This window comes from Paraclostridium sp. MRS3W1 (assembly GCF_032465715.1).
Lineage (GTDB): Bacteria > Bacillota > Clostridia > Peptostreptococcales > Peptostreptococcaceae > Paraclostridium > Paraclostridium dentum.
Genome location: NZ_JAWDJM010000197.1, coordinates 1 through 21,876 on the forward strand (window position 1 = coordinate 1; position 21,876 = coordinate 21,876).

General features: G+C 25.7%; 28 protein-coding genes. All 28 read right to left on the reverse strand.

Going from position 1 to position 21,876, the window contains the following annotated elements; all coding sequences use genetic code 11:
* Positions 1–151: 151 nt before the first annotated feature.
* Positions 152–547 (reverse strand): hypothetical protein, encoded by a 396-nt coding sequence (locus RWY47_RS17720; protein WP_224170791.1) that lies wholly within the window; start codon positions 545–547, stop codon positions 152–154.
* Entirely contained in the window at positions 544–1,008 is a 465-nt protein-coding gene (locus RWY47_RS17725) for a LytTR family DNA-binding domain-containing protein (RefSeq protein ID WP_224170792.1), read from the reverse strand. Before RWY47_RS17725 ends, RWY47_RS17720 begins: the two co-directional genes overlap by 4 nt.
* A 469-nt stretch (positions 1,009–1,477) precedes the next feature.
* Positions 1,478–1,912 (reverse strand): GNAT family N-acetyltransferase, encoded by a 435-nt coding sequence (locus RWY47_RS17730; protein ID WP_224170793.1) that lies wholly within the window; start codon positions 1,910–1,912, stop codon positions 1,478–1,480.
* A gap of 102 nt (positions 1,913–2,014) precedes the next feature.
* A complete protein-coding gene (locus RWY47_RS17735; RefSeq protein WP_199874290.1) occupies positions 2,015–2,536 on the reverse strand; it encodes a GNAT family N-acetyltransferase in 522 nt (173 codons plus the stop codon).
* 57 nt (positions 2,537–2,593) lie between these two features.
* Positions 2,594–3,277 (reverse strand): helix-turn-helix transcriptional regulator, encoded by a 684-nt coding sequence (locus RWY47_RS17740; protein WP_224170794.1) that lies wholly within the window; start codon positions 3,275–3,277, stop codon positions 2,594–2,596.
* A 31-nt stretch (positions 3,278–3,308) separates the two neighbouring features.
* The gene (locus RWY47_RS17745; RefSeq protein WP_224170795.1) at positions 3,309–4,490 is read right to left on the reverse strand and encodes a M20 metallopeptidase family protein; all 1,182 of its coding nucleotides are present in this window, start codon (positions 4,488–4,490) and stop codon (positions 3,309–3,311) included.
* 263 nt (positions 4,491–4,753) lie between these two features.
* Positions 4,754–5,377 (reverse strand): hypothetical protein, encoded by a 624-nt coding sequence (locus RWY47_RS17750; RefSeq protein WP_224170796.1) that lies wholly within the window; start codon positions 5,375–5,377, stop codon positions 4,754–4,756.
* A gap of 337 nt (positions 5,378–5,714) precedes the next feature.
* Positions 5,715–6,491, reverse strand: coding sequence for a CPBP family intramembrane glutamic endopeptidase (locus tag RWY47_RS17755; RefSeq protein ID WP_224170797.1), 777 nt, complete (start codon positions 6,489–6,491; stop codon positions 5,715–5,717).
* Positions 6,492–6,942: 451 nt separating this feature from the next.
* A complete protein-coding gene (locus tag RWY47_RS17760; protein WP_224170798.1) occupies positions 6,943–8,910 on the reverse strand; it encodes an ABC transporter ATP-binding protein/permease in 1,968 nt (655 codons plus the stop codon).
* 585 nt (positions 8,911–9,495) lie between these two features.
* Entirely contained in the window at positions 9,496–10,197 is a 702-nt protein-coding gene (locus RWY47_RS17765; RefSeq protein ID WP_025161707.1) for a DUF4097 family beta strand repeat-containing protein, read from the reverse strand.
* A gap of 31 nt (positions 10,198–10,228) precedes the next feature.
* Positions 10,229–11,941: an ABC transporter ATP-binding protein gene (locus RWY47_RS17770; RefSeq protein WP_224170799.1), complete on the reverse strand. Its 1,713-nt coding sequence runs from the start codon at positions 11,939–11,941 to the stop codon at positions 10,229–10,231.
* 32 nt (positions 11,942–11,973) lie between these two features.
* Positions 11,974–12,594 (reverse strand): hypothetical protein, encoded by a 621-nt coding sequence (locus tag RWY47_RS17775; RefSeq protein WP_224170800.1) that lies wholly within the window; start codon positions 12,592–12,594, stop codon positions 11,974–11,976.
* On the reverse strand, positions 12,566–13,933 hold the full coding sequence (gene ctpM, locus RWY47_RS17780; protein ID WP_224170801.1) for a radical SAM/SPASM domain Clo7bot peptide maturase: 1,368 nt from the start codon (positions 13,931–13,933) through the stop codon (positions 12,566–12,568). Before ctpM ends, RWY47_RS17775 begins: the two co-directional genes overlap by 29 nt.
* A 98-nt stretch (positions 13,934–14,031) precedes the next feature.
* Positions 14,032–14,178 (reverse strand): Clo7bot family Cys-rich peptide, encoded by a 147-nt coding sequence (locus tag RWY47_RS17785; RefSeq protein ID WP_114543294.1) that lies wholly within the window; start codon positions 14,176–14,178, stop codon positions 14,032–14,034.
* A gap of 102 nt (positions 14,179–14,280) precedes the next feature.
* Positions 14,281–14,433: a hypothetical protein gene (locus RWY47_RS17790; RefSeq protein ID WP_156317215.1), complete on the reverse strand. Its 153-nt coding sequence runs from the start codon at positions 14,431–14,433 to the stop codon at positions 14,281–14,283.
* A 17-nt stretch (positions 14,434–14,450) separates the two neighbouring features.
* Positions 14,451–14,585 (reverse strand): hypothetical protein, encoded by a 135-nt coding sequence (locus RWY47_RS17795; RefSeq protein ID WP_264319274.1) that lies wholly within the window; start codon positions 14,583–14,585, stop codon positions 14,451–14,453.
* 42 nt (positions 14,586–14,627) lie between these two features.
* On the reverse strand, positions 14,628–14,780 hold the full coding sequence (locus tag RWY47_RS17800; protein ID WP_021431926.1) for a Clo7bot family Cys-rich peptide: 153 nt from the start codon (positions 14,778–14,780) through the stop codon (positions 14,628–14,630).
* A gap of 32 nt (positions 14,781–14,812) precedes the next feature.
* Positions 14,813–14,941 carry a Clo7bot family Cys-rich peptide gene (locus RWY47_RS17805; protein WP_077175909.1) on the reverse strand — a complete coding sequence of 43 codons (129 nt, stop codon included), beginning with the start codon at positions 14,939–14,941 and terminating at the stop codon, positions 14,813–14,815.
* Positions 14,942–14,984: 43 nt separating this feature from the next.
* Complete coding sequence (locus RWY47_RS17810; RefSeq protein ID WP_021428669.1) at positions 14,985–15,137, reverse strand: Clo7bot family Cys-rich peptide; 153 nt, start codon at positions 15,135–15,137, stop codon at positions 14,985–14,987.
* 22 nt (positions 15,138–15,159) lie between these two features.
* A complete protein-coding gene (locus RWY47_RS17815) occupies positions 15,160–15,285 on the reverse strand; it encodes a Clo7bot family Cys-rich peptide (RefSeq protein ID WP_142731034.1) in 126 nt (41 codons plus the stop codon).
* A 272-nt stretch (positions 15,286–15,557) separates the two neighbouring features.
* Positions 15,558–15,719, reverse strand: coding sequence for a Clo7bot family Cys-rich peptide (locus tag RWY47_RS17820; protein WP_021428754.1), 162 nt, complete (start codon positions 15,717–15,719; stop codon positions 15,558–15,560).
* Between the two features lie 52 nt (positions 15,720–15,771).
* Positions 15,772–15,933 carry a Clo7bot family Cys-rich peptide gene (locus RWY47_RS17825; RefSeq protein ID WP_021428894.1) on the reverse strand — a complete coding sequence of 54 codons (162 nt, stop codon included), beginning with the start codon at positions 15,931–15,933 and terminating at the stop codon, positions 15,772–15,774.
* 431 nt (positions 15,934–16,364) lie between these two features.
* Positions 16,365–16,781, reverse strand: coding sequence for a hypothetical protein (locus RWY47_RS17830; protein ID WP_224170742.1), 417 nt, complete (start codon positions 16,779–16,781; stop codon positions 16,365–16,367).
* 300 nt (positions 16,782–17,081) lie between these two features.
* A complete protein-coding gene (locus tag RWY47_RS17835) occupies positions 17,082–17,642 on the reverse strand; it encodes a histidine phosphatase family protein (RefSeq protein WP_150842066.1) in 561 nt (186 codons plus the stop codon).
* A gap of 381 nt (positions 17,643–18,023) precedes the next feature.
* Positions 18,024–18,476, reverse strand: coding sequence for a GNAT family N-acetyltransferase (locus tag RWY47_RS17840; RefSeq protein ID WP_150842065.1), 453 nt, complete (start codon positions 18,474–18,476; stop codon positions 18,024–18,026).
* Positions 18,477–18,824: 348 nt separating this feature from the next.
* The gene (locus RWY47_RS17845; protein WP_150842064.1) at positions 18,825–19,472 is read right to left on the reverse strand and encodes an ABC-2 transporter permease; all 648 of its coding nucleotides are present in this window, start codon (positions 19,470–19,472) and stop codon (positions 18,825–18,827) included.
* Entirely contained in the window at positions 19,457–20,332 is an 876-nt protein-coding gene (locus RWY47_RS17850; protein ID WP_150842063.1) for an ABC transporter ATP-binding protein, read from the reverse strand. Before RWY47_RS17850 ends, RWY47_RS17845 begins: the two co-directional genes overlap by 16 nt.
* Positions 20,333–20,372: 40 nt before the next feature.
* Positions 20,373–21,644: a radical SAM protein gene (locus tag RWY47_RS17855; RefSeq protein WP_224170743.1), complete on the reverse strand. Its 1,272-nt coding sequence runs from the start codon at positions 21,642–21,644 to the stop codon at positions 20,373–20,375.
* Positions 21,645–21,876: the final 232 nt, after the last annotated feature.

The following is a 21,876-nucleotide window of genomic DNA, read 5'->3' on the forward strand; positions in this document are numbered from 1 at the left end:
GTTTAATACTATTAAGACATCCATAAAATTTAAATAAGATCAAAAGAGTTCAATATTTGCATGAGTCCTTTTGATCTTATTTGATGTAAGAAATTTGCTTACACATTTTTTATAATAAAAAAATTATATTCATTTAGGTAATTTATATAATTTAATACTTTGAATTTTTTACAAGATTATTTAAGTATCTTATTTCTTTTATATAAATTCTCTTATTTATATAATACGTTACGATAGCAATTAAACTATACTGAATTAAAAAACTAATATAGTTTGTTAAATATCCTAATGTATTTCCTAATACATATAAAATCGTTGATATGAATAAATTTTGAGCAATTAATATGAGTTTATAATTGTTTTCTCCGTATTTAATCAATAATTTTGGATATAGTACTGTAATTGAGTATGAAAATAGAAAAGATATTCCTAAAATAGTTATCAACCAATTAGATATAGTCCTATCAGATGTAACTATTCCATATATCATAAATATAATTAAACACTCTGATAATATAAGAAAAAATTTGGAGTTATAGGTTTTCATTGATCATATTCCTCCTCTATACATTTTTTGAAATCTTTAAAATAACTTCTATTTACTACTTGCTTATATTGATTGCTTAGTATTACTTGAAATCTCATATTAGAATGGTAACTAATCTCCTCTATATGCTTAACATTTATTATTGTATTTTTATTTACTTTTATAAAATAATTTCTTCTTGATAGAATTTCCTCTAATCTTTTCATCGATATCTTTATAATTAATAATTTGTTTTCAATAGTTGTAAAACATACATCTCTTCCATAAGTTTCAAAATATATTATATCTTTATCCTTTACCTTTATTTCTTTATTTGTATCTAAGTCCTTACCTATAATACTTGAATTATGCACTGTTAATAATTCTTTTATATAAATATAGTCATTTTCATTATCGTCATTGGTTATTACATTTACATTAGTTTCATTTATTAAATTATCTTTAATATGGTTTATTTTCATTTTTACCTCCTCTCTCAATATAATTTAATTGTATGAATACTATTCCTTGCTGTCTACATAACTCTCTTCTTGTTTCAAATATCAATACACTTTTTACAAAACTAGTTCGTGTATTTATAAACTTACATAAATATTACTTCCTGTAATATTTGATTTTGCTAAACTTTGCCTTTAATTAACTTAAAAACTTCTATAATTTAACTTTATTTAAATATATTTTTAACACAAATAAAACTAATAAATAACAAATTTATTTATTAGTTTTATTTGTGCCCCCTCTTTTATCCTGTTTTGTATATTTCTTGTAAGCACAATTCTTACAGGTTGATTTCTAATTAGTTACTAATTGTAAGCTTTATTTTCAATATGTTTTAACTAAATTTATTTTACAAATTATCTTAGTTAAAACATAGTTATATTATAATTCAAACTATTTTTTAATAACTAATAGTTCTACATTTAAGTATTTCTAGTTAATAGGTAGTACATAATTATCTTCAATATCCTTTTGAACTTTAATCATATAACAACAATGTTCATTAACTGTTTTAAACCCCAACTTATTATAAAAATCTTCTTTATAAGGTGTCGCTAAATATATAGTCCTAACATACATCTCTGGTTGTTCTAATAAACTTTCAATTATCTTACTCCCTATACCTTTACCTCTATGCTCAGGATGAACCAATACATCTATTATTGTAGCCCATCTTACTTCGTCACTTAAAGATCTAGCCATTCCTATCAAACTATTATTATCCCAGCAAGTTATAATACTTGAAGATTTTTTTATTATTTTTTCCCAATCCTCATATTTACTTGGTATTTTCCAGGTTGCATAGTTACAATAAAAGTCCTTTACTTTATCTATATCTAAATCTTTAGAATTCAAAAATCTAACCAACCTAATCCCTCCTAATTAAAATCTAGTTTAATTTTATCAGATTATTTATGCTTAATTCATTTCTAAAATATATGTTTTTAACATAAAAAAAGAGCAATAATATTATTGCTCCGTAATTAATAGACTTAATATATCTACATTATGACTTTTATTTTCAATGTGCATGGTTGTTGTTTTTACATACTGGTATTCTAGTGAATCCCAGAATCTTCGTCCATTAATATTATCTTCTAGTACTCCTATTCTCAATTTTATAGCACCTTCACTTAATGCATATCTCTTTATTTCTTCATGAACATCTCTACCTAATTTTTTATTTCTCTCGCTTGGCGAAAGTAAAAGTAGACCTATCATCCAAGTTCCAATTTCTGGGTAGTCCTTAAATATATCTACTATTCCAATTAGAACTTGACTATTATCGTATACTCCTAATGTTAAAGAATCCTCTACAGTCTTTTTTTCACTATACTTAAAGATATTATCTATATCTTTATCAGTCGCACTTCTCCCACTAGCCAGCATGTGATAATCAGAGCATAAATCATACAACTGCTTTATCTCCCTATGATTAACTTTGGTTAAAGTCTTAATTAAATACCCATTTTCTAATGCGATTTTCACCATTTTTTATCCCCCAAATTAACATTAATTAGTCTTCAATCTAATCCTATACTAATTGACTTAAATTTTACTACTTTTATTGTTCTCACTACAATAATACTTTATATTCTCTTTATTATCATTATATTTTATTATAGGACTATCACAGTATCTTTCACATTCCCAAGCATTACATATACAGTCTATTGATATCAAATTATACTCAAACTCATCATAATAATATAAATGCAGCCCTGATTTTTTAAAAACATACGATATTGGAAATATTTCTATGAAATTGCCTTCAATCTCTAATCTTACAAAAGATTTTTTATCTAAACATTTGTCTATTACTTTGCATGTACTGCTATCAGTAATTACTTTATCTTCATCTAAATCTATTATTAATCTTTCCTCTAACTTGTCTAATATTTCAGTGCATCTATGTGAATCAACAAGTCTAAACTTATCTATAAGATCTGATTTTTTTAAATTATCTACTATATTTTCAGAAATATATAATGATAATATTAAATCTTTGTAATCACTATCAGTTAATACATATTTAGCTATAATATAATGTTTATCTATCTCTATACCTCCACTTTTACCCCTATATGAAATTATAGGAATCCCAAGAGCTGATAGTTTATCTAAATCTCTTTGTATTGTTTTCGTCGAAACATTAAACATATCAGATAATTCTTTTACAGTGGTTTTAGAATTTATCTTTAATAAATAGAATAGCATTTCCAGCAATCTCATATCAATCTCCTTTAACTCATCTATGTTTAATCTAATTATTTTTTAACCATTCAATTGCACAGTAGGCATGCATAGCAGCTCCTGTAACCATTATATCCTCATTGAATACAACTTTATTATTGTGCATTGGCAATCCGTATAATGGATTTTCTTGCTTTGTTCCTGCTCCTAACATAAAATACACACTTGGAACTTCATATGAATAAGATGCGAAATCTTCAGAACCCATACCGCCACCTTCAAATGAAACAACACCTTTTTCACCAACTAAATCTTTTACATAAGATCCTAGTTCATTTGCTAAATCAGTATCGTTTGCTAATGGTGGAACTGAAGATAATTCTATTAGCTTAGCCTCTCCTCTAAACATATTTGCTGTTGATTTTACTATTTCATTCATCCTATCAAATATAAATTGCCCTAATTCTTTATCTAAACTTCTTATTGTACCTTCCATAATAACTTCTTCAGGTATTATATTAGGAGCATCTCCTCCTGCAAATTTTCCAATTGTCAGTACAGCTGGTTTAGTTGAAGGTACTTCTCTACTAATTATCTCTTGTAAAGATAAGTATATATGTGCCGCTATATTTATTGGATCTACTCCTGTTTCTGGTAGAGCTCCATGACATCCAGTTCCCTTTACTACTATTCTAAATCTATTGCATCCAGCTATGCTAGTTCCTAAACCATATAGAACAACATTAGAAGGTGTTCCTGAATGTACATGCATAGCCATAGCTGCATCAACCTTAGGATTCTCAAGTACGCCTGCTTTTATCATCTTTTTAGCACCAGTAAACCCTTCTTCATCAGGTTGAAATACTAATTTAACTGTACCTTCAATTTTATCTTGATTTTGTTTAAGTAGTTTTGCTGCACCTAGAAGCATTGCAGTATGCATATCATGCCCGCATGAGTGCATACATCCATTTGTTGACTTAAAATCATAATCAGTAATTTCTTCCATAGGTAAAGCATCCATATCAGCTCTAAGTAAAAATGTTTTTGAAGACTTATTTCCTTCAATAGTAGCAACTATTCCACTTTCACAAATTTCTGTTGGTTCGTATCCAAATTCTCTTAATTTATCCATTACGAAGGCTTTAGTTTTTGGTAGTTTATCTCCGACCTCCGGATTTTTATGAATTGTTCTTCTGTAACTTAATAAATCTTCTTTAATCATTTTTGCTTGTTTTAAAAAATCATTCATATTAACACCTCATTCTTTATTCATTAATCTTTTATTTTTTATAAAAAATCTAACTATTTATTTAAAAAGTATTTTAAACCTTAAACAGGACATATATAGTCCTATTTTGAAATATTTTTTAAATTTCTATTCAATTAAATTTATAAGATATATAAAGAATCCCATTAGTATTAATACCCGACTTATTAAGTTTATCTATTAAATAAAAAAGAAACCGCCATAAGTACGATTTCTATTAGTTACTACAAGTTTACTCAACCTTATTAGTTTTTACACTCTAATAAAACTTTAACTTTTTTAAAGGTTTCTGTATCCGTTACTATTTTTCTATCAATAAATCCTTTTGAAATTTTAATTACCTTTTTATTGTTTTGTATAAATGAGTCCTTATATTCTATTTCTTCTATTTTATTAATATCAAATACTGTTCCATCGTAGAAAATCACTTTATCTCTAGATACTATACATGGATTTAATATTACTTGTATTATATTAATAATAAAAAATATACTAATTACAGAAATCATTAAAAGAATCACCTTTTCATTCAACTCAAAACTATTTGTATATGATAAAAGATTTTTAATAGTATAATTATTTCCATGGTTAAAACCTGCATACCTTGATTTAATCATACTATACATATTAAATAGTAAAACTACCATAAGTACAATAACAAATTTATTATTTTCTTTTACTTTTATACATTCTATTTTTTCTTTATCTATTCTCTTTATAAGCTTTCTTCTTAAAATGTTATCCTTTAGTTTCATTGATAAGATTAAAGTTGTAAATCCAACTAATGATATACTACTTACTACTTGATTTTCTGGTACTATAGCCATTATCGCTAATATCACCATAATAACTATTAATAATTTTCTCATATCAACCCCCCATTCCCAAACTTAAAATCCCCAAAATTTTAATAGTATTTAATTTATTATAGCTGAATTTATAAGTCTTTGTATATAAATAACTTACTAATAAAAAAAGAACTCTAAAAGAGTTCCTTTAAATTTATTAATTGCAATCCCCAAGCTTACAAATTTATTACTAGTTAATTACTAACTGTAAGCTTTGATTTTGCTTGTATCTAGATTTAACTCATTAAATATAAAAATTAAAAATTAGTTTTATACTACATAAATTATTATATTTTATTAGTTTAATTTTAATATTAACTAAATTATAACTATGTTTTTATTAAGTTAATACTAACTATTATTTTACTCCAAATAAACTCCACTTTCTGTGATTTCTTCTATAATCTAAAACCATTTTATAAGAGGCCATTATTAAAAATACAAAGCAAATTGTAGCCAATATATAGTATGTAAATTTATTTAGATTGTATAGCTTTAGATCTATCACTCCTCCAAATAAATTAAAGATCATATGTAACATTATATTTGCATAGATAGAGTTAAAATACATATACATTAAAGCAAGTACTATACCTAATATAAATGTATATATACTTTGAACTATATTTCCATGTTCTATTCCAAATACTAATGCTTGTACAACTATAGCTATACCTATTTTATAATTTTCTTTTAAGTGATTGAATATAATCCCTCTAAATATTATTTCTTCATATATAGGAACTAATACTACGATGCACATTATATTTAAAATTGAACTTGTTTGTGATGTTATTCTATTGCTTACTTCTTCATAACTTGGAAATAATTGAGTTAAGAAATCTATTAATATTGATAAAACAATGCTGAGTGCAATCCCCATCAATATAATGTACAATATATCTTTTAATTTAATTCTTTTTAACTTATATATGTATGCAATGTTTTTGCCTTCGCCACAAAATTTATATATAATAGCTAATGTAATAAATCCTCCTAAACTTGCAGCTACTGTATTATATTGATCACTATTTTCAAATAAAATATTCACAAATAATTTTCCAATACCTGTACTAATACTAACAACTATTAATAATCCAAATAATAGGCCCAAGGTCCTTGAAATTCTTTCCATAAATATTTCTCCTTTTAATTTAAAACTTTATCATCTATTAAAAATGAACATATTACCATTAATACATTTAAAAGTTTTTTAATCAATAGCTATGCACTAACATTGGATATTTTGAGGTTAAGATTGAATTAATTAATAAAATATATGAAAATAAAAATCTTTCTATATTATTCATTATTATTTTGTAAGCAATATACTTACTATTTCATTACTAAATAATTACTAGCTGTAAGCTTTGATTTTACTCAATCCTATATATAACTATATAAAATCAATATTAATTATATTATAAAACTTTAATTTAATATATAAAAATAAAACTTAAAACTATATTAAAACTAAGTTAATTCTTAGTTTATATTTTAAAATTTAAGAGCCGCTAAGTTTTAAGTAATACATCTAGACCTATTAATTTATTTCATTTGATTAATTTTAATTCATTCAATATACATTAATCTCTACGTAAAGATTCAACTGGATCTAATCTTGCCGCTTTATTAGCTGGTAAGAAACTAGCTAGCATACTTATCACTACACTAATTAATATACCCGCTAGTGCATATGTAGGAGTAATTCTTACAACATTAAAATCAAATGTAGTTCTAGTAAAGTGGTTTGCTATTGCCCCTATCCCATAGCTTGCTCCAATACCTATTAAGCCACCAAATATGCCAAGTAAAAATGCTTCTGTTACAAATATACGGCGTATATCTTTTAATCTTGCTCCTAAAGCCTTTAATACTCCGATCTCTTTAGTTCTCTCAACAACACTTATATTTAGTACAACAAGGATCATAATTGCTGAAACAACTAGTGATATTCCAGCTACTCCTGTTAATACGTAAGATAACATATCTATCATATCTGTAAACATTTCAATCATAGACTCTTGCATTGATCCTGTGTATCCTAAATCTTTCACTGCATTCTTAATTGAGTCTGTATTAGATTTGTCATCTGCATGTAGATAAACTGTGTTTGGCTCTAAATTAATCCCTTCTTTGCTAAACCATGAACTTATAGAATTATAAGGCATATAGGCCATATTTCCTGTACCTTCATATACCCCACTTACCTTAAAGCTTTCTGTTATTATCTTTTCATCCACTAATAGTTTAACCTCTACTGTTTTTCCAACTATATCATCACCTAACTCGCTAGCAACCATGTCTGAAATTAAGATTTCTCCATCTTTAGGCATCTTTCCTTTTGATAGGTTAGATTCAACTAAGTTTGATGAAGTTGACATAAAGTCCATAATCATTGCCTTTTTACCGTCATAAGTTATATAGTTTGATCCCATTGCAGTCAGATTGTAACCTTTCTCTACAGAATCTACATGATTAATTTTCTCTAATTTGTTAATATCATTACCTGTAATAGGTGTAGATCTTAGTCCATTCATCATTTGCTCTGATTGAGCCTCTTGTTGTTCTTTTATAGACATATTTTCTGTTGATTTAGTTTTATTCTCAGCAGGCTTATTTACCTGTATTACTTCAGGATTCACAAAGCTATTCATTTTATCTGTAACATATCCTGTAACTCCATTACCAATGGACATCATTAAAATTACACTCATAATCCCTATACTAGACCCTAGAGCAACTAATAAGTTACGAGAAAATTTCTCTTTCATATTTAATAAAGATAATCTCATTGCAGAGAAAAGCCCTAAGTTTTTATTTTTCTTATTCTTTTTGCAAACTTGTCTTTCTTCTATATGATTAAGTGTTCTTCCTTCCTCATCTCCTACAATCTCGCCATTGTCAATTTTTACAACACGGCTAGAATATGCAGCCACTTTTTCAGAGTGAGTTACCATAATTACCAACTTACCACGCTGTGCTATTTCTGTAATTATATCTAATACTTGATTTGTAGTCTCTGCATCAAGGGCTCCAGTAGGTTCATCTGCAATAATAATATCTGGATCATTTACTAATGCTCTCGCTATAGCAACACGCTGTTTTTGTCCTCCCGATATTTGGTTAGGCTTTTTATAAATATGATCTTTTAGCCCCATATCAGTTAATACTTCTAACGCCCTTTTCTTTCTAGTTTCTGAATCTACATTAGATAAGGTCATAGCCATTGCTACATTATCTAATAAATTTAAATGTGGTATTAAATTAAAACTCTGAAAAACAAATCCTATATTTTCTTTGTGATAATTTACTAACTCCGATTCTTTGAAGGTACCTATGTTTCTTCCTTTATATAAGAGTTCTCCTTCGAAATTTGAATCTAATCCTCCGATTAAATTCATCAATGTAGACTTTCCACTTCCCGATTCCCCAATGATTGAAACTAGTTCACCTTTATCAAAAGATACATTGATATTTTTCAAAGCGGTAAACTCTTCATTTCCTGCTAACTTATACTTTTTATAAATATTCTTTAGCTCTAATAATGCCATATTGGTCACCTCCATTTAAAAGTATTTTGAAATTATATCATACTTTTATGAATTAATTATGAAAGTTTATTTCTTTGTAAAAATACCTATCCATAAAAATTATCGCATGATAAAGTTCTTTATTTTTATTTTGACCTAATTTTTACTTGCACCTCAATTATTACCCTTCATATTAATAACTAAACACCATGCACAGGTTCAACCTTTTATAGAGTCATTTATTTGATAATTGATATATTTATATAGTTTTTAATTTTTTAATATTATATACCACTTACAAAAAACAAAGTCTTAAGAAAGTAGTTTCTATATATAAAATCTTTAAGTACAATAAAAAAGGAGTTCATAATTTTATAAACTCCTTTGACATTATTTATTGTAATCAATTCACTTAAAATATTATTACTATTTGTAAGCTTTGATTTAACTGGGTTACAATTTTAACTATATAATATTAAAATAATATCTATATTTTAATATTATATAATTTTAGTTTTAATTAATAAATAACTAATTTATAACATAGTTTTATTTCAACCTTTTACAATTTAAACATTAGATTATATTCGCTTTGTTCTATTGTTTTTAACTCTCTATAGTTACATTTGATACTTTTTTCTTTATCTCAAATATAGCTCCGTTATTATCAATTTGAATTTCAGATTTTCCATTTATATCTTTTTCATCAATTCCATCAATATTAATTTTACTTCCTTTTGGAATAGTAACTTTTATGTCCCCAATATCTTTATTAATATGATATTCATAGCCATCTTTAATATTTTTCAGATTTAATCTAATGTCTCCTATTTTAGAGTTTATATAGAGCTGTTTTATCTCTCCAGTATAAACTAAATCCCCAATATTTATATCCACATCTAATCTATCATAATCATCATCTAATATAATATCTCCAATTTTACTTCTAACATCAAGAAAATTAATATTTTCAGGAATCATAATTATACTTTCAATATTCGTAGCAGTTATACTTTCCTTACTTTTGAATAATGGATTTAAATATATATCTCCATCTTGAATTTCACAGTAAATACTATCTAATGTGTCCTTTAATTCTTTTTCATTTGTCCCACTAAGTTTTTTATTCATAGTTATTATAACCTGTGAGGAACTATGTTTTTTTATTTTTAATAAACTACAATTATTCTTTATAACTAGCTTACATCCTTCAACTTTAAAGCTGTATTCTGACACTTCTTCTTTACTATATTCATTACAATTTTCTTTAGAAAATCCTATTCCGCCTTTTATAAAAGTTTTTTTCATTATTTTCTCCCTTTATATTAACTGTACAATATTATTTTTTAGAAAGTTCATTCATAAGTTTAGAAAAGTATGTATCTCCTTTTATTAAAGTTTCATAACTTCCTTTTTCTACTATTTCTCCATTTTTCATGGTATAGATACAATCTGCTTTATTTAATAAACTTAGATTATGAGTTACTATTATCACAAGTCGTTTCTTTGACAATTCTTCTAAAATATCTTTCACTCTTTTTTCATTAATAGTATCAAGCGCTGCTGTAGGCTCATCAAAAATATAGACTAAAGAATCCTCAACTAAAGCTCTAGCAATAGATATCCTTTGCTTTTCTCCCCCTGATAAATTAATTCTTTCATTTATTATAGTCTCATATCTTAACTCTAGTTTATTTATTGTTTCTTCTAAATTAAGTTTTTCAATAACTTCTTTTATTTGTATTTCTTCTATGTCTCTTCCCATTTTTATATTATCTTTAATAGATTTGTTAAGTAATTCTATATCTTGAGAAACTAAACTTATAACGCTTCTGATATCACTTACCCCATACGATTTTAGTTCTTTTTTATTTATGCTTATTTCTCCATCATATGAATTATAAAATGCACTTAATAATTTTATTAAAGAACTTTTTCCTGCTCCAGAATCTCCTACAATTGCAAATATTCCTTTTGATGGTAGCTTTAAATTAATATTGTTTAAAGCATGACTTCCATTTTTATATTTAAAGCTAACATTTTTCATTTCTATTTCTTCAATAGATACAATGTCACTATTTCCATCACTAGATTTTTCAGTTTCTAAGTCAATATATTCATTAATTCTATCAAATATAGGCATTATACTTCGTATGTCTATATTGCTATTTAATATTTCATAAACTGGTTGTACTAAAATTTGGAAGTAAGTCCCTAGTGCAATTACTGTTCCTATAGTAATTGTTCCATTCATAGCAAAAAAACTGCCCATACCATATATAATAGATAGTGAGGTTATCATTATTGCATTACTAATACTTCCCATTAGCATATTTAATTTTTTAAACTTAATATTATTTAAATAGTTTTCTTCTATTATTTCTTTGAATTCCTTTTTTACTTGGTCTTCTCTATTAAAAGCTTTTATAGTGTTTATAGAGCCAACACTTCTATTGATTTTTATGCATATTTGATCATAACTCTTTTGAATTTCTCTCGACATAGGAGTAAATTTCTTTGATATTTTCCAATTAAAGAAGAAATAAATCGAATATAAAAAAATAACTATTAGTGTTACTTCCTTACATAAAAATAACATTTGAATTATTACCATAGCTATTAAAATTATATTCTTTAAAATAACAATAAAAAAATTAGCAATAAACTCACTAATACTTTTCCCATCATTACTTATCCTAGAAACAATAGCTCCATTATTGCTATTATCAAAAAAATCTATAGGAGCATTTATAATTTTATTGAACATTTTCTCTCTAAATAATATAGTCATTTTTTCACTAACGCTCATAAATACTATATTTTTTAAATATCCAAATATCGGTTGGGATATACAAACACAAAAGAACATCAGAATACCTACAATTAAATTCTTTAAAGAATCACTCGGAATTACGTTATCCACTAAATCTTTAAAAATCAATGGGACCTCAAATACGGCAATTGTATATAAAATAGTATATACTAGCCCTTTAAGCTCATACCACTTATATATTTTTGCTATTTTCCATAAGTCTTTTATAAATTTTTTCATATCTTCTCCCTAAAATATTTGTAAAATTATACTTACTTACTATTAATAACTTTTAGTAAGTTTTCATTATTAAAAATTACATTTTTTTCAAAGTCCTTAGTATTTAAAGCCTCATGAATAACTTTTTCTATACCATACTTATCAATTAATTTAATAAGTACACACATAGATATAAAGTATATATTTCCATGACTATAATCAACTTCATAAAAATTAATATTGATCTTGTTATCAAAATTTTGATTTTTAAAAGAATGATATTGATCTGAAAAGTATACAGCTAGTCCTTCATTTAACCAAGCAGGTAAATTTGTTTTTGATTTTAAACTTAATACTACATGAATAAATTCATGTAGTATTAAGTTTTCAACAGTCTCATTATTTGATGTCTTCCACTTGTCATAGTCTAAGATTAAAATAACATTATTAAAACTTGTCCCTATTACCCATTTAGGTACCTTTGTTTCAAGCAAATTTTCTAACTCTTGTAAATCATCAAATACATCTATTACAATTTTTTTATCAAAATCGAATATTTTTCTTATTTTATTTACTCTATTATAAAAATCTGAATAATCTCTAATCCCTTTTAATACTCTTAAATCTCTAGCGTAAAAATTAAGTCTATCCACAGCTACAACATCCTTTTTCACATCCCATTTCTCCATTTTGTTCATATGTAGAAATTATTGTTTGCTCAAGACTAAATTTCCATTTTTCACACTTTGGATCATTATTTATTAATCCATTATATGGACATCCACCCATACATATCGGTAATATTTCACATTCTATACATTTTTCATTTTCAAAAGGAGACCACATAATATAATCCATATTCATTGCATGCATCTTTTCCTCTGTTTTTTCATTAAGTTTAGCAACATTTCCAACTGCTCTATCTATATTTCCTATATCATTCCAACATTTATACATATATCCTTCTGGATCAATTACATAAGCGCCTGTATTATCAGCGCAGCAGTAATTTGCTTTTATACTTGGATAATATGGATATACCCCTGCTACTTTGTATCCTCTTTCAAAAAGTACCTTTTGATATTTACTATCTTCTTCTGCATATTCTTTTATGCTTAAGCAATTACTTGCTATAGAGCTACAAGCATCTGTATATGCGCTAACATGACCTAAACTAATATTTGCACCTTTTAAGCCTTTTTTCTCTAAAATTTGTAAAAGCTCCTCAATATGATCTATATTTGTTTTATCAATATTTATTCTTATAGCTACATTTGTAATTCCACCATCTATAAGTTTTTTTACATTGTCTACTATTTTATCAAATGTCTCATCCTTTGAATTTTTTAGTATTCTTCTTTGATTGTGAATACTAGGAGGTCCGTCTATTGTAATTTGAGCTCCATTGATTCTGTAATCTTTAAACATTTGAACTGTTTCATCATCGATTAAGTATCCATTTGTCACAATAAATGATGAATAATGAACTCCTTCTCTTTCAGTTATCTCTATAACTTGCTTAGAAAAATCCGCTATTATGTCTTTAGCTAATAGAGGTTCTCCTCCGTACCAAGTAATACTAATATTTTTTTTACGTTTAGCATTTTCTTCTACCAGTTTTATTAAAGAATCTTGAACTTCCTTACTAATCATTCCTGGTTTTGGAGTTTCATAGCAATAAGGACAAGCGAAGTTACATGCTAATGTTGGAGCAATTACTAATCCTAGACCGCCTTTTGAGAATTTCCCACTATAATTTCTATACTTTATTAGTTTTAATTCATCTATTTCATTTTGAATTATAAAGTTTCCATCTGACATATTTCCAACTAAATCTTTCATGTTTCCACTGATTTTATCTGTATCTATATTTTCTATATTTTCTAATACATTTAGAAATTCTTCATCTACTTCTGCTAACGCACAAGTTAAGCTATTAAATGCTATTGTTTTTCCATTTTCTAATTCTATTATTTTGTTGTATTTAGATTTTTTCATAGTTGATCCTTTCATCTCCCCAATATTGTATTTATATCTTTTTATTAAATGCCTTCGTGCTTTAAACCTAAATTTTAATCATAAAATGCTAATTAAATTTCCGCTTAACTATATTAGTTATTAAAACTATCGCAATTAGTGTTACAAACCATCCCACAATTGCTACTGCAAACATTAGTACATGTATATTTTGTACATATGCTTCCAATGTCAAAGCAAAATCCATCTCTAAAGTTTATTGATTTAATAATATATCTCATTTCATACTCTCCCTTTAACTAAAATTCATATTACTCTGTAATGAATAACATTATTCGATTTTTTAATTTCATATTTAAGCCTTATAGTATATCTACTTACTTTTAATAGTAATAACATATGTCTAGCTGACACATCGATGGACATTCTGGACTAGTGTTAGAAGAACAGTAATATATGCACATAGTGAAGGCACAATCTTCTGTACACAGACAAAATCCATGTCTATAACCTGTTGGTTTAACAATATATTTCATTTAGCCTTCTCCTTTCTCTAAAAAAAACCTGTACATGATAGAGACTCACAATTATAGGGCATGCAGCTACTATTAGATTCACAGTATCCCATACAGCTAAAATAGCAGTACCCTATTTCAAATCTTTTTGATGGTTTTTTTATAAATTTCATATTTTGTTCCTCCTAATTTCACTTAGTAAAATTTATAATTTACTATGATGTATGGTAACTTATACATCCAGAGTTTGTTCCACAGCCTGAATAAGTACCACAGTTCATTCCACATAAAGAACCACAATCTTGATTACAACTTAAAAAACAATATCCTTCTTCGAATTTTCTTGCTGGTTTTTTTATAAATTTCATTTGTATTCCCCTTCTTTTTAATTAAACTAAAATTAATACATAAATATATTGCAACTGTATACCCCACAATTAAATGAACAGTAATTATTACAGTCAATATCACAACTTAAAAAACAATATCCTTCTTCAAACTTTTTTGCTGGTTTTCTTATAAATTTCATATTTTTACTCCACCTATTTTTATTAGCAAAATTTATTTACTCCTTATGCTGGGTGATAACTTATACATCCAGAGTTTGTTCCACAGCCTGAATAAGTACCACAGTTCATTCCACATAAAGAACCACAGTCTTGACTACAACTTAAAAAACAATATCCTTCTTCAAATCTTCTTGCTGGTTTTTTTATAAATTTCATTTTCTAATCCTCCTATTTTCATTTAATAAAATATATAGTTTCCATCTCTGTAGTCAACACATCCAGAGTTTGTTCCACAATATGATGTACAGCTAGTATAGCAATATGCCTCTTCAAATTTTTTTACTGGTTTTTTTATAAATTTCATTTGTATCCCCTTTTGAAATATAGTTATAAATTCTACCGAAAATTTTTTAATTTGTTTAAAATTTTTTACAGGAGTCTGGATTATAACTATCTAATTATTTAGCATTTATAGTTGAAAAAGTGGAAAAGAAATTTAACATAAAAGTATAAACTTCATGCAATATAATCTAATTAATTACTTTTTTCTTTTCCACTTCAAGGATTTGTTATAAATTTAACCATTCAATATAAATCATTTATCTATCCCTTTAATAAGATGTCATAAATATAGATTTAGTTTCCATTATTAACTATGCATCCATTATTATTAGTTGTACAAGTACCGTAAGTACCCATACAGTTACTTGGACAGTTTCCAAAGCATTGATCTTTACATTCCATGCCAAAACAGAATCCTTCTTCAAATTTTCTTGCTGGTTTTTTTATAAATTTCATTAATATTCCCCCTCCTTTTTCATTTGATTAATTATTAAAATTCATTTTAAATTTAATTTCCATTGTTAACTATGCATCCATTATTGTTAGTTGTACAAGTACCGTAAGTACCCATACAGTTACTTGGACAGTTCCCAAAACATTCTTGACTACATTCCCATCCAAAACAGAATCCTTCTTCAAATTTTCTTGCTGGTTTTTTTATAAACTTCATTAATATTCCCCTCCTTTTTCATTTGATTAATTTATTAAAATTCATTTTCACTTAAAATATGTCTTTATTTGGCTCAAATTTAAGGAAATATGAAATTTTAATCTGTGTATCTGTTAAAACTTAAATCAATCTAATTCCTTGTATAAGGTTACTTTATTCCAAAATCTTATTGAATTCAATATTTAAGTATATGTTGTTGTTATATGGTATAAATTGCAGAAAAATTATAAAATTTGTATTATTTTTAATATTTATTATTATATTTTTTAGTCTTTGCTTATATTTTTTAACATACAAAAGAGGTATTACTATTTATCTAAAGATAAAAGTAATACCTCTTTTAATTATTTCCTCATAAACTATGTAAACTGCATATTGTTATTTAATTTTATGAACCTTTTATATTATTAGTTATAATTGCTAGTGTATATCTATTTACTATTTTTTATTAAATAAATCAACCTATTATAAGTATTTACCGTCTCATCTGATTTATTTTCATTAAATACAATTACTGAATCTTTGGTTTTGATTCTTATAAATGGACTTTCATTTTTATGTATATATACTTCCGACTCAAACTTATCTCCATTAACCTTATAAACTCCATTATTTGTATTTGGAGTATTACTCCCTGATCCTCCAGATAAAACTACTTTGTCTAATAATTCTACATCCATTATATTGTTTACTTTATATGTCTTATGAGTTATTTTAATTTCATTATCTTTAAATTCTATAGGTTTTAATGCTGAATCCATTTGTTTAAATAAAAAGTTTATAGAAAAACCTATTATTATAAACATAAACATCATAAAAATATATCCGTATTTTCTAATTTTTATCATATTAGTTTTTCTTACTCCCCCAGTTTATTAATTCTATATAACTTGTAAGTTTATTTAAATATACTATACCTTACATGTTTTTAATTGTCATTAAGAGTATATATTTATAATAAAGTAACCCTAAATTTAAAACTTTTCTTCATATTATTCATTGTAATCAATTTACTTACAATATTATTACTATCTGTAAGCTTTGATTTCACTACTTTTTCAATTTAAGCTTATGTTTTAACTAAAATTAAACATATTTTCTTATTAAAATAAACTATATTATAACTTAGTTATTTATTAGTTTTAATTTTAATCAATCCAACCTATACATTGATACTCCTTATTATAATCTACCTCATATGGGGTGCAATATTTTATATTTGATTCTCCTATAAACCTTCTAATAATTCCCCCATGTGCAACAATTATAATTTTATTAAATCCACGTTCAAGGTACTTATCTAATACTGGTATAACTCTATCTATAATTTCATTAATTGTTTCCCAATTCCTTTTATCTCCATTTGAATATTCCCCTTTACATCTAACAAAATCTTTATGTAGCTCATCTAATTGTTCTAATGTCTTATATTGATATGTTTTATCAGGGCACCATTCGTGTAAATCAACATCTACTTCTATTTTTATGCCTGTATTTCTAGAGATAATAGCTGCAGTTTGCAATGCTCTTGTATACGGAGAAGATATTATAACTTCACAATCCCACAAATCTGTATTTTTAGAAATTCTTTCTGCCTGTTGAATCCCTAAACTTGATAATGGAGCTAAATCTCTACCATGTCCAATAAATCCTCTTTCTTCACAAGGTAAATAGTCAGATTCACCATGTCTTATAAAAACTACTTGCATTTTAAATTCTCCCTTTTATATACCGTATATTTATATTAACCTCACTAATAAGTTTTATTAAGTAATAATATTGTAATAACCATACTTACAATATTATTACTTCCTGTAAGCTGTTATAAACTTATCTTATAAGAGCGATATGTATCTATTTGCTTAAATCCTATACTTAAAACCTCACCTATCTTTACAACATGCAAGCTCCCATGAAAAATCTACAACCTCTTTAATATTCTCTATTTTAGCCTCTATAACCATATCCTACCTCCCCTAGCATACTATACCTTTAATTTTAGTAAATTCCACCATATAATATTCTTTATACAAAAAAAGGGAGATAACAATGCACCTCCCTTTTAATTGTTTAGTTAACTATATTTAAACTTAAATTACTAATTTCATCATTATCTCATCATCTTCACAATTACCGATTTCCTTAAATCCTAACTTATTATAAATGTGAATTCCATGATCATTTTCTATGCTACAAGTTAATACAACATCATTTGATACTCCAAATGGCTTTGATCTTATATATTCTAAACATAACTCCAAAGCTTTAGTTCCATACCCATTATTTTGATATTTTTCATCAATCATCATATGCCAAATATTGTACATCTCTTCATCATAATCATAAATAACCATAACATACCCTACCATAACATTCTCTTTATAAATTCCAAAAGGAGTGCATTGATTATAATATACATATGCTTGCGCCAAACTACGAATAGGATGTGATACAAACTTATCTTGGTCTTTTCCAAGCTTTAAATTAAAACACTCAACAAAATTGCTTTCATCAATTTTTTTCAATTTTAATTCTTTGTTCATAAATTTCCTCCATTAATTTATGGGGGAACTATTAGTTTTCTATCCCCCTATTGTTTAAATAACTCAGTTTTAATGCATTGTATGTCATAATGACCAACTCCCTTCAATTTTTAATGATTACAATTAAATTTTATCATAGCTTAATTACCTATAAAACACTAACTATAATACAAATTTATATTTAAAAATATATAAATATTGATATTACATGTGATTTATACAAATATTTGTTACATCAGCCTTAACATTATCCAATATTAGTTATGGTATTTTTGCTTATTCATATAAATTTTATGAAGTATACAAGTAAATAGTATTAATTTATAAACTATAATACTATTTGCATACTTATACTAAATCTTTTTTAGAGTAAATATTTATAGATATTTTTATAGATATTGCTAAAATAGTTAAGGACAGTATTATTAAAATTATGTATTTTATCATATTTGGAACCCTATTTATTATATTTAAATGTATATGCTTACTTTGAATCCATTTTACGATTGCCGGAAGTGAAAGTGGCGAAATTAAAACAAAGCAAGAAGATATATACTTTGTTTTTTCTGTTCCATATTTATACTGTATCGGAATATAAACTCCAAAGAAAATTGCTATAACTAAGAACGATATTAGTATAGAATTTATACTTAAAAAATTCATCTCTATAGGTGTTATTAATGCTGCCAATATGTATAGTACATACGTTATGATAAATATAGATGCTATAAATAAGTATTTAGACTTAACTATTTGTGAACGAGAATATGGAATTGTTGTTAGTAGTATACAACCTTTATTTTTTTCTTCTAATCTAGATACCGACCCATATAATATAAACTCTAAAAATAATATAGTAATAATGAAACTTATAAAACTACTATCAAAACCTCGTGTCTGATAGTTAATAAAAATCGGCCCTAAAATTGAAAACATTATGAAAAATGGCCAAAAGTTTCTAATCATTATAAAGTCTTTTTTTAGAAGGTTAAACATTCATAGTCTCTCCCTTCTATGTAAGCTGACATTATATCCTCTATATTTGGCTGTATAATTGTTATATCATACTTTTTATCATTAAAAATTGATATATCATGTATAATACCTTCAAAGTACTCTCCATAATAATTTAAACTTATAAATGATTTCTTTACCTCTTCATTTAGTATATTTTGTTTTCCTTTAATAATTTTGTGCGAACTTATCAATGTATCTTTCCTTTCATTAAAAACAATTTGTCCCTTATCTATTAAAATTAATTTATCAGCTACTTTTTCTAAATCTAACGTTGTATGAGTGGCGTAAAATACACCTTTACCGCCCTTTTTCATGAACTCTACTAGGATATTTATTAATTCATTTCTTAATGATGGCTCAATACCATTGGTGGGTTCATCAATTATTAAAAATTTTGCTTTATGAGAAAGTGCTATTGCAATTGAATATTTCATTCTCATACTTTTTGAAAGAGCCTCTATCCTTTGATTTAATTTTAAGTTAAATCTTTTTATATAATTATTAAAAACTTCATCATCCCAATTTTCATATGCAGAAGAAATTATATTTTTCATTTCTTTTAAAGATAGATTATTATAAAAATATCCTTCATCTAATACTACGCCTATCATATTTTTAATTTCATTTTCATTCATGTTTATATCTTTTTCAAAAAAACTTATGGTTCCACAATCCTTAAGTATTTGTCCCAAAATAGTCTTAATCGTTGTTGTTTTTCCAGCTCCATTAACTCCAATAAATCCCGTAAAACAATTTTCCTCTAGTTCAAAACTTACATTTTCTAAAACAAAATCTCCAAAATCCTTTTTAAGTCCTTCAACTACTAAAATATTTTCCATTTTATTCACCTTTAAAAATTTTAATTCCATGTTCATTCTTTTAATTACTATAAAAACTTCTCTGCTCACAATCTTTAATCTCTAATGATTTAAATATAGGGTCTCCTAAATGTAAGAAGTCCTTTATATATTCAGATTTTTCATGGTAAATGTCTTTTATACTCTTTTCAAATATGTTTCCTATCCTACTATTAAAGTACTCTATTTTATCCATTGTACAGATATTTATATCCCCATTATAAGAAATTGCTACATGAGGAGTTAAAAATCCAAAACCTTTACTTCTAAATCTTCTTCCTTCTGTAAACGCTACATTGCTTTTATATTTTTTATTTATTTTCCCTACTATATCATTTACACATTTAAAGTCCTGTATGTTTAAATATAGTTCACTATCCACATTGTCTGCCCTTCCCATAAAAGTTACAGGTGTGATTTCATAATCTCTAATCCCCAAATTATGTATCCACTCTGCAATATCTTCAATTTCGTGGATATTTTTTCTTGTAACTATTGTTTCTACCTTCATTTTTACGTTACTCTTAGCAAGTTTTATTATATTATTTTTTACTGTATCTAAAATATTTGGAATTTTAGAAAACCATGTGAAATAATCATTATTTAAACTGTGTAAATCAACTTTTGTATATATTTTCGAACTGTTCTTAATGATTATATCTACAACTTCATCTGATATCCCTACTCCATTTACCAAAAGTGATATATTATCAAAGTCTAACTTAATTGCATGTAATAATACTTCTTTAAGGTTTGTATAAACTGTAGATTCTCCACCTGTAAACTCTATTTTTTTTACACCTATATTTTTCAAATCATGTAACACTCCTTTTATATGTTCTAGTGTTATACAACTCGTCTCTATACAACTAAAATTTCCAAAACAATGCATACACTTTACATTGCATTTATTTGTTATCTCAACTGATGCAACATGTGGGTATATGTACTTTTCTATTATATTCATATTAATTTTTTGTGTAGATTCTTGTTCATTGATTTTAATTCCATACAAATTTGTTATCTTATTTAAAAACATAGATAGTTTCTCTCTAGTTTTTTTGCTACTTTCATTATGCTTTGTTGATAGTAAATATATAATTTCTTCATATGTCTTTGTTCCATCTATTAAACCTATTATCTCTACAGTGTTGTTATTTAGTTTATAAGTCTGAATGTCATCTCTAGTTAATCTTTCATTTTTATAATTATTTTTTATTGCTAATAATGATCTCCCAGTCTCATATTTTCTTATTTCTAAATCCTTACTCCAATATAAATATTTATTGACCATAACGTTCCTCCCTTTAATTTAACTTTTAAGTTTAAATCTTTCACTCAGGTAATTTAATTAAAAAAATAAAGTCTAAGTATAAAAATTTAAGTTTTTATAAGTTTGATAAAAGAGATTTATAAAAAACAATTTAATAAATTTTGCTTTATTGTAAATGTCTTATAAGTTGTTTTCCCTTTCACAGTTATAAAATATCACTGTGAATTTTAATCATCAATAAATATACACAACT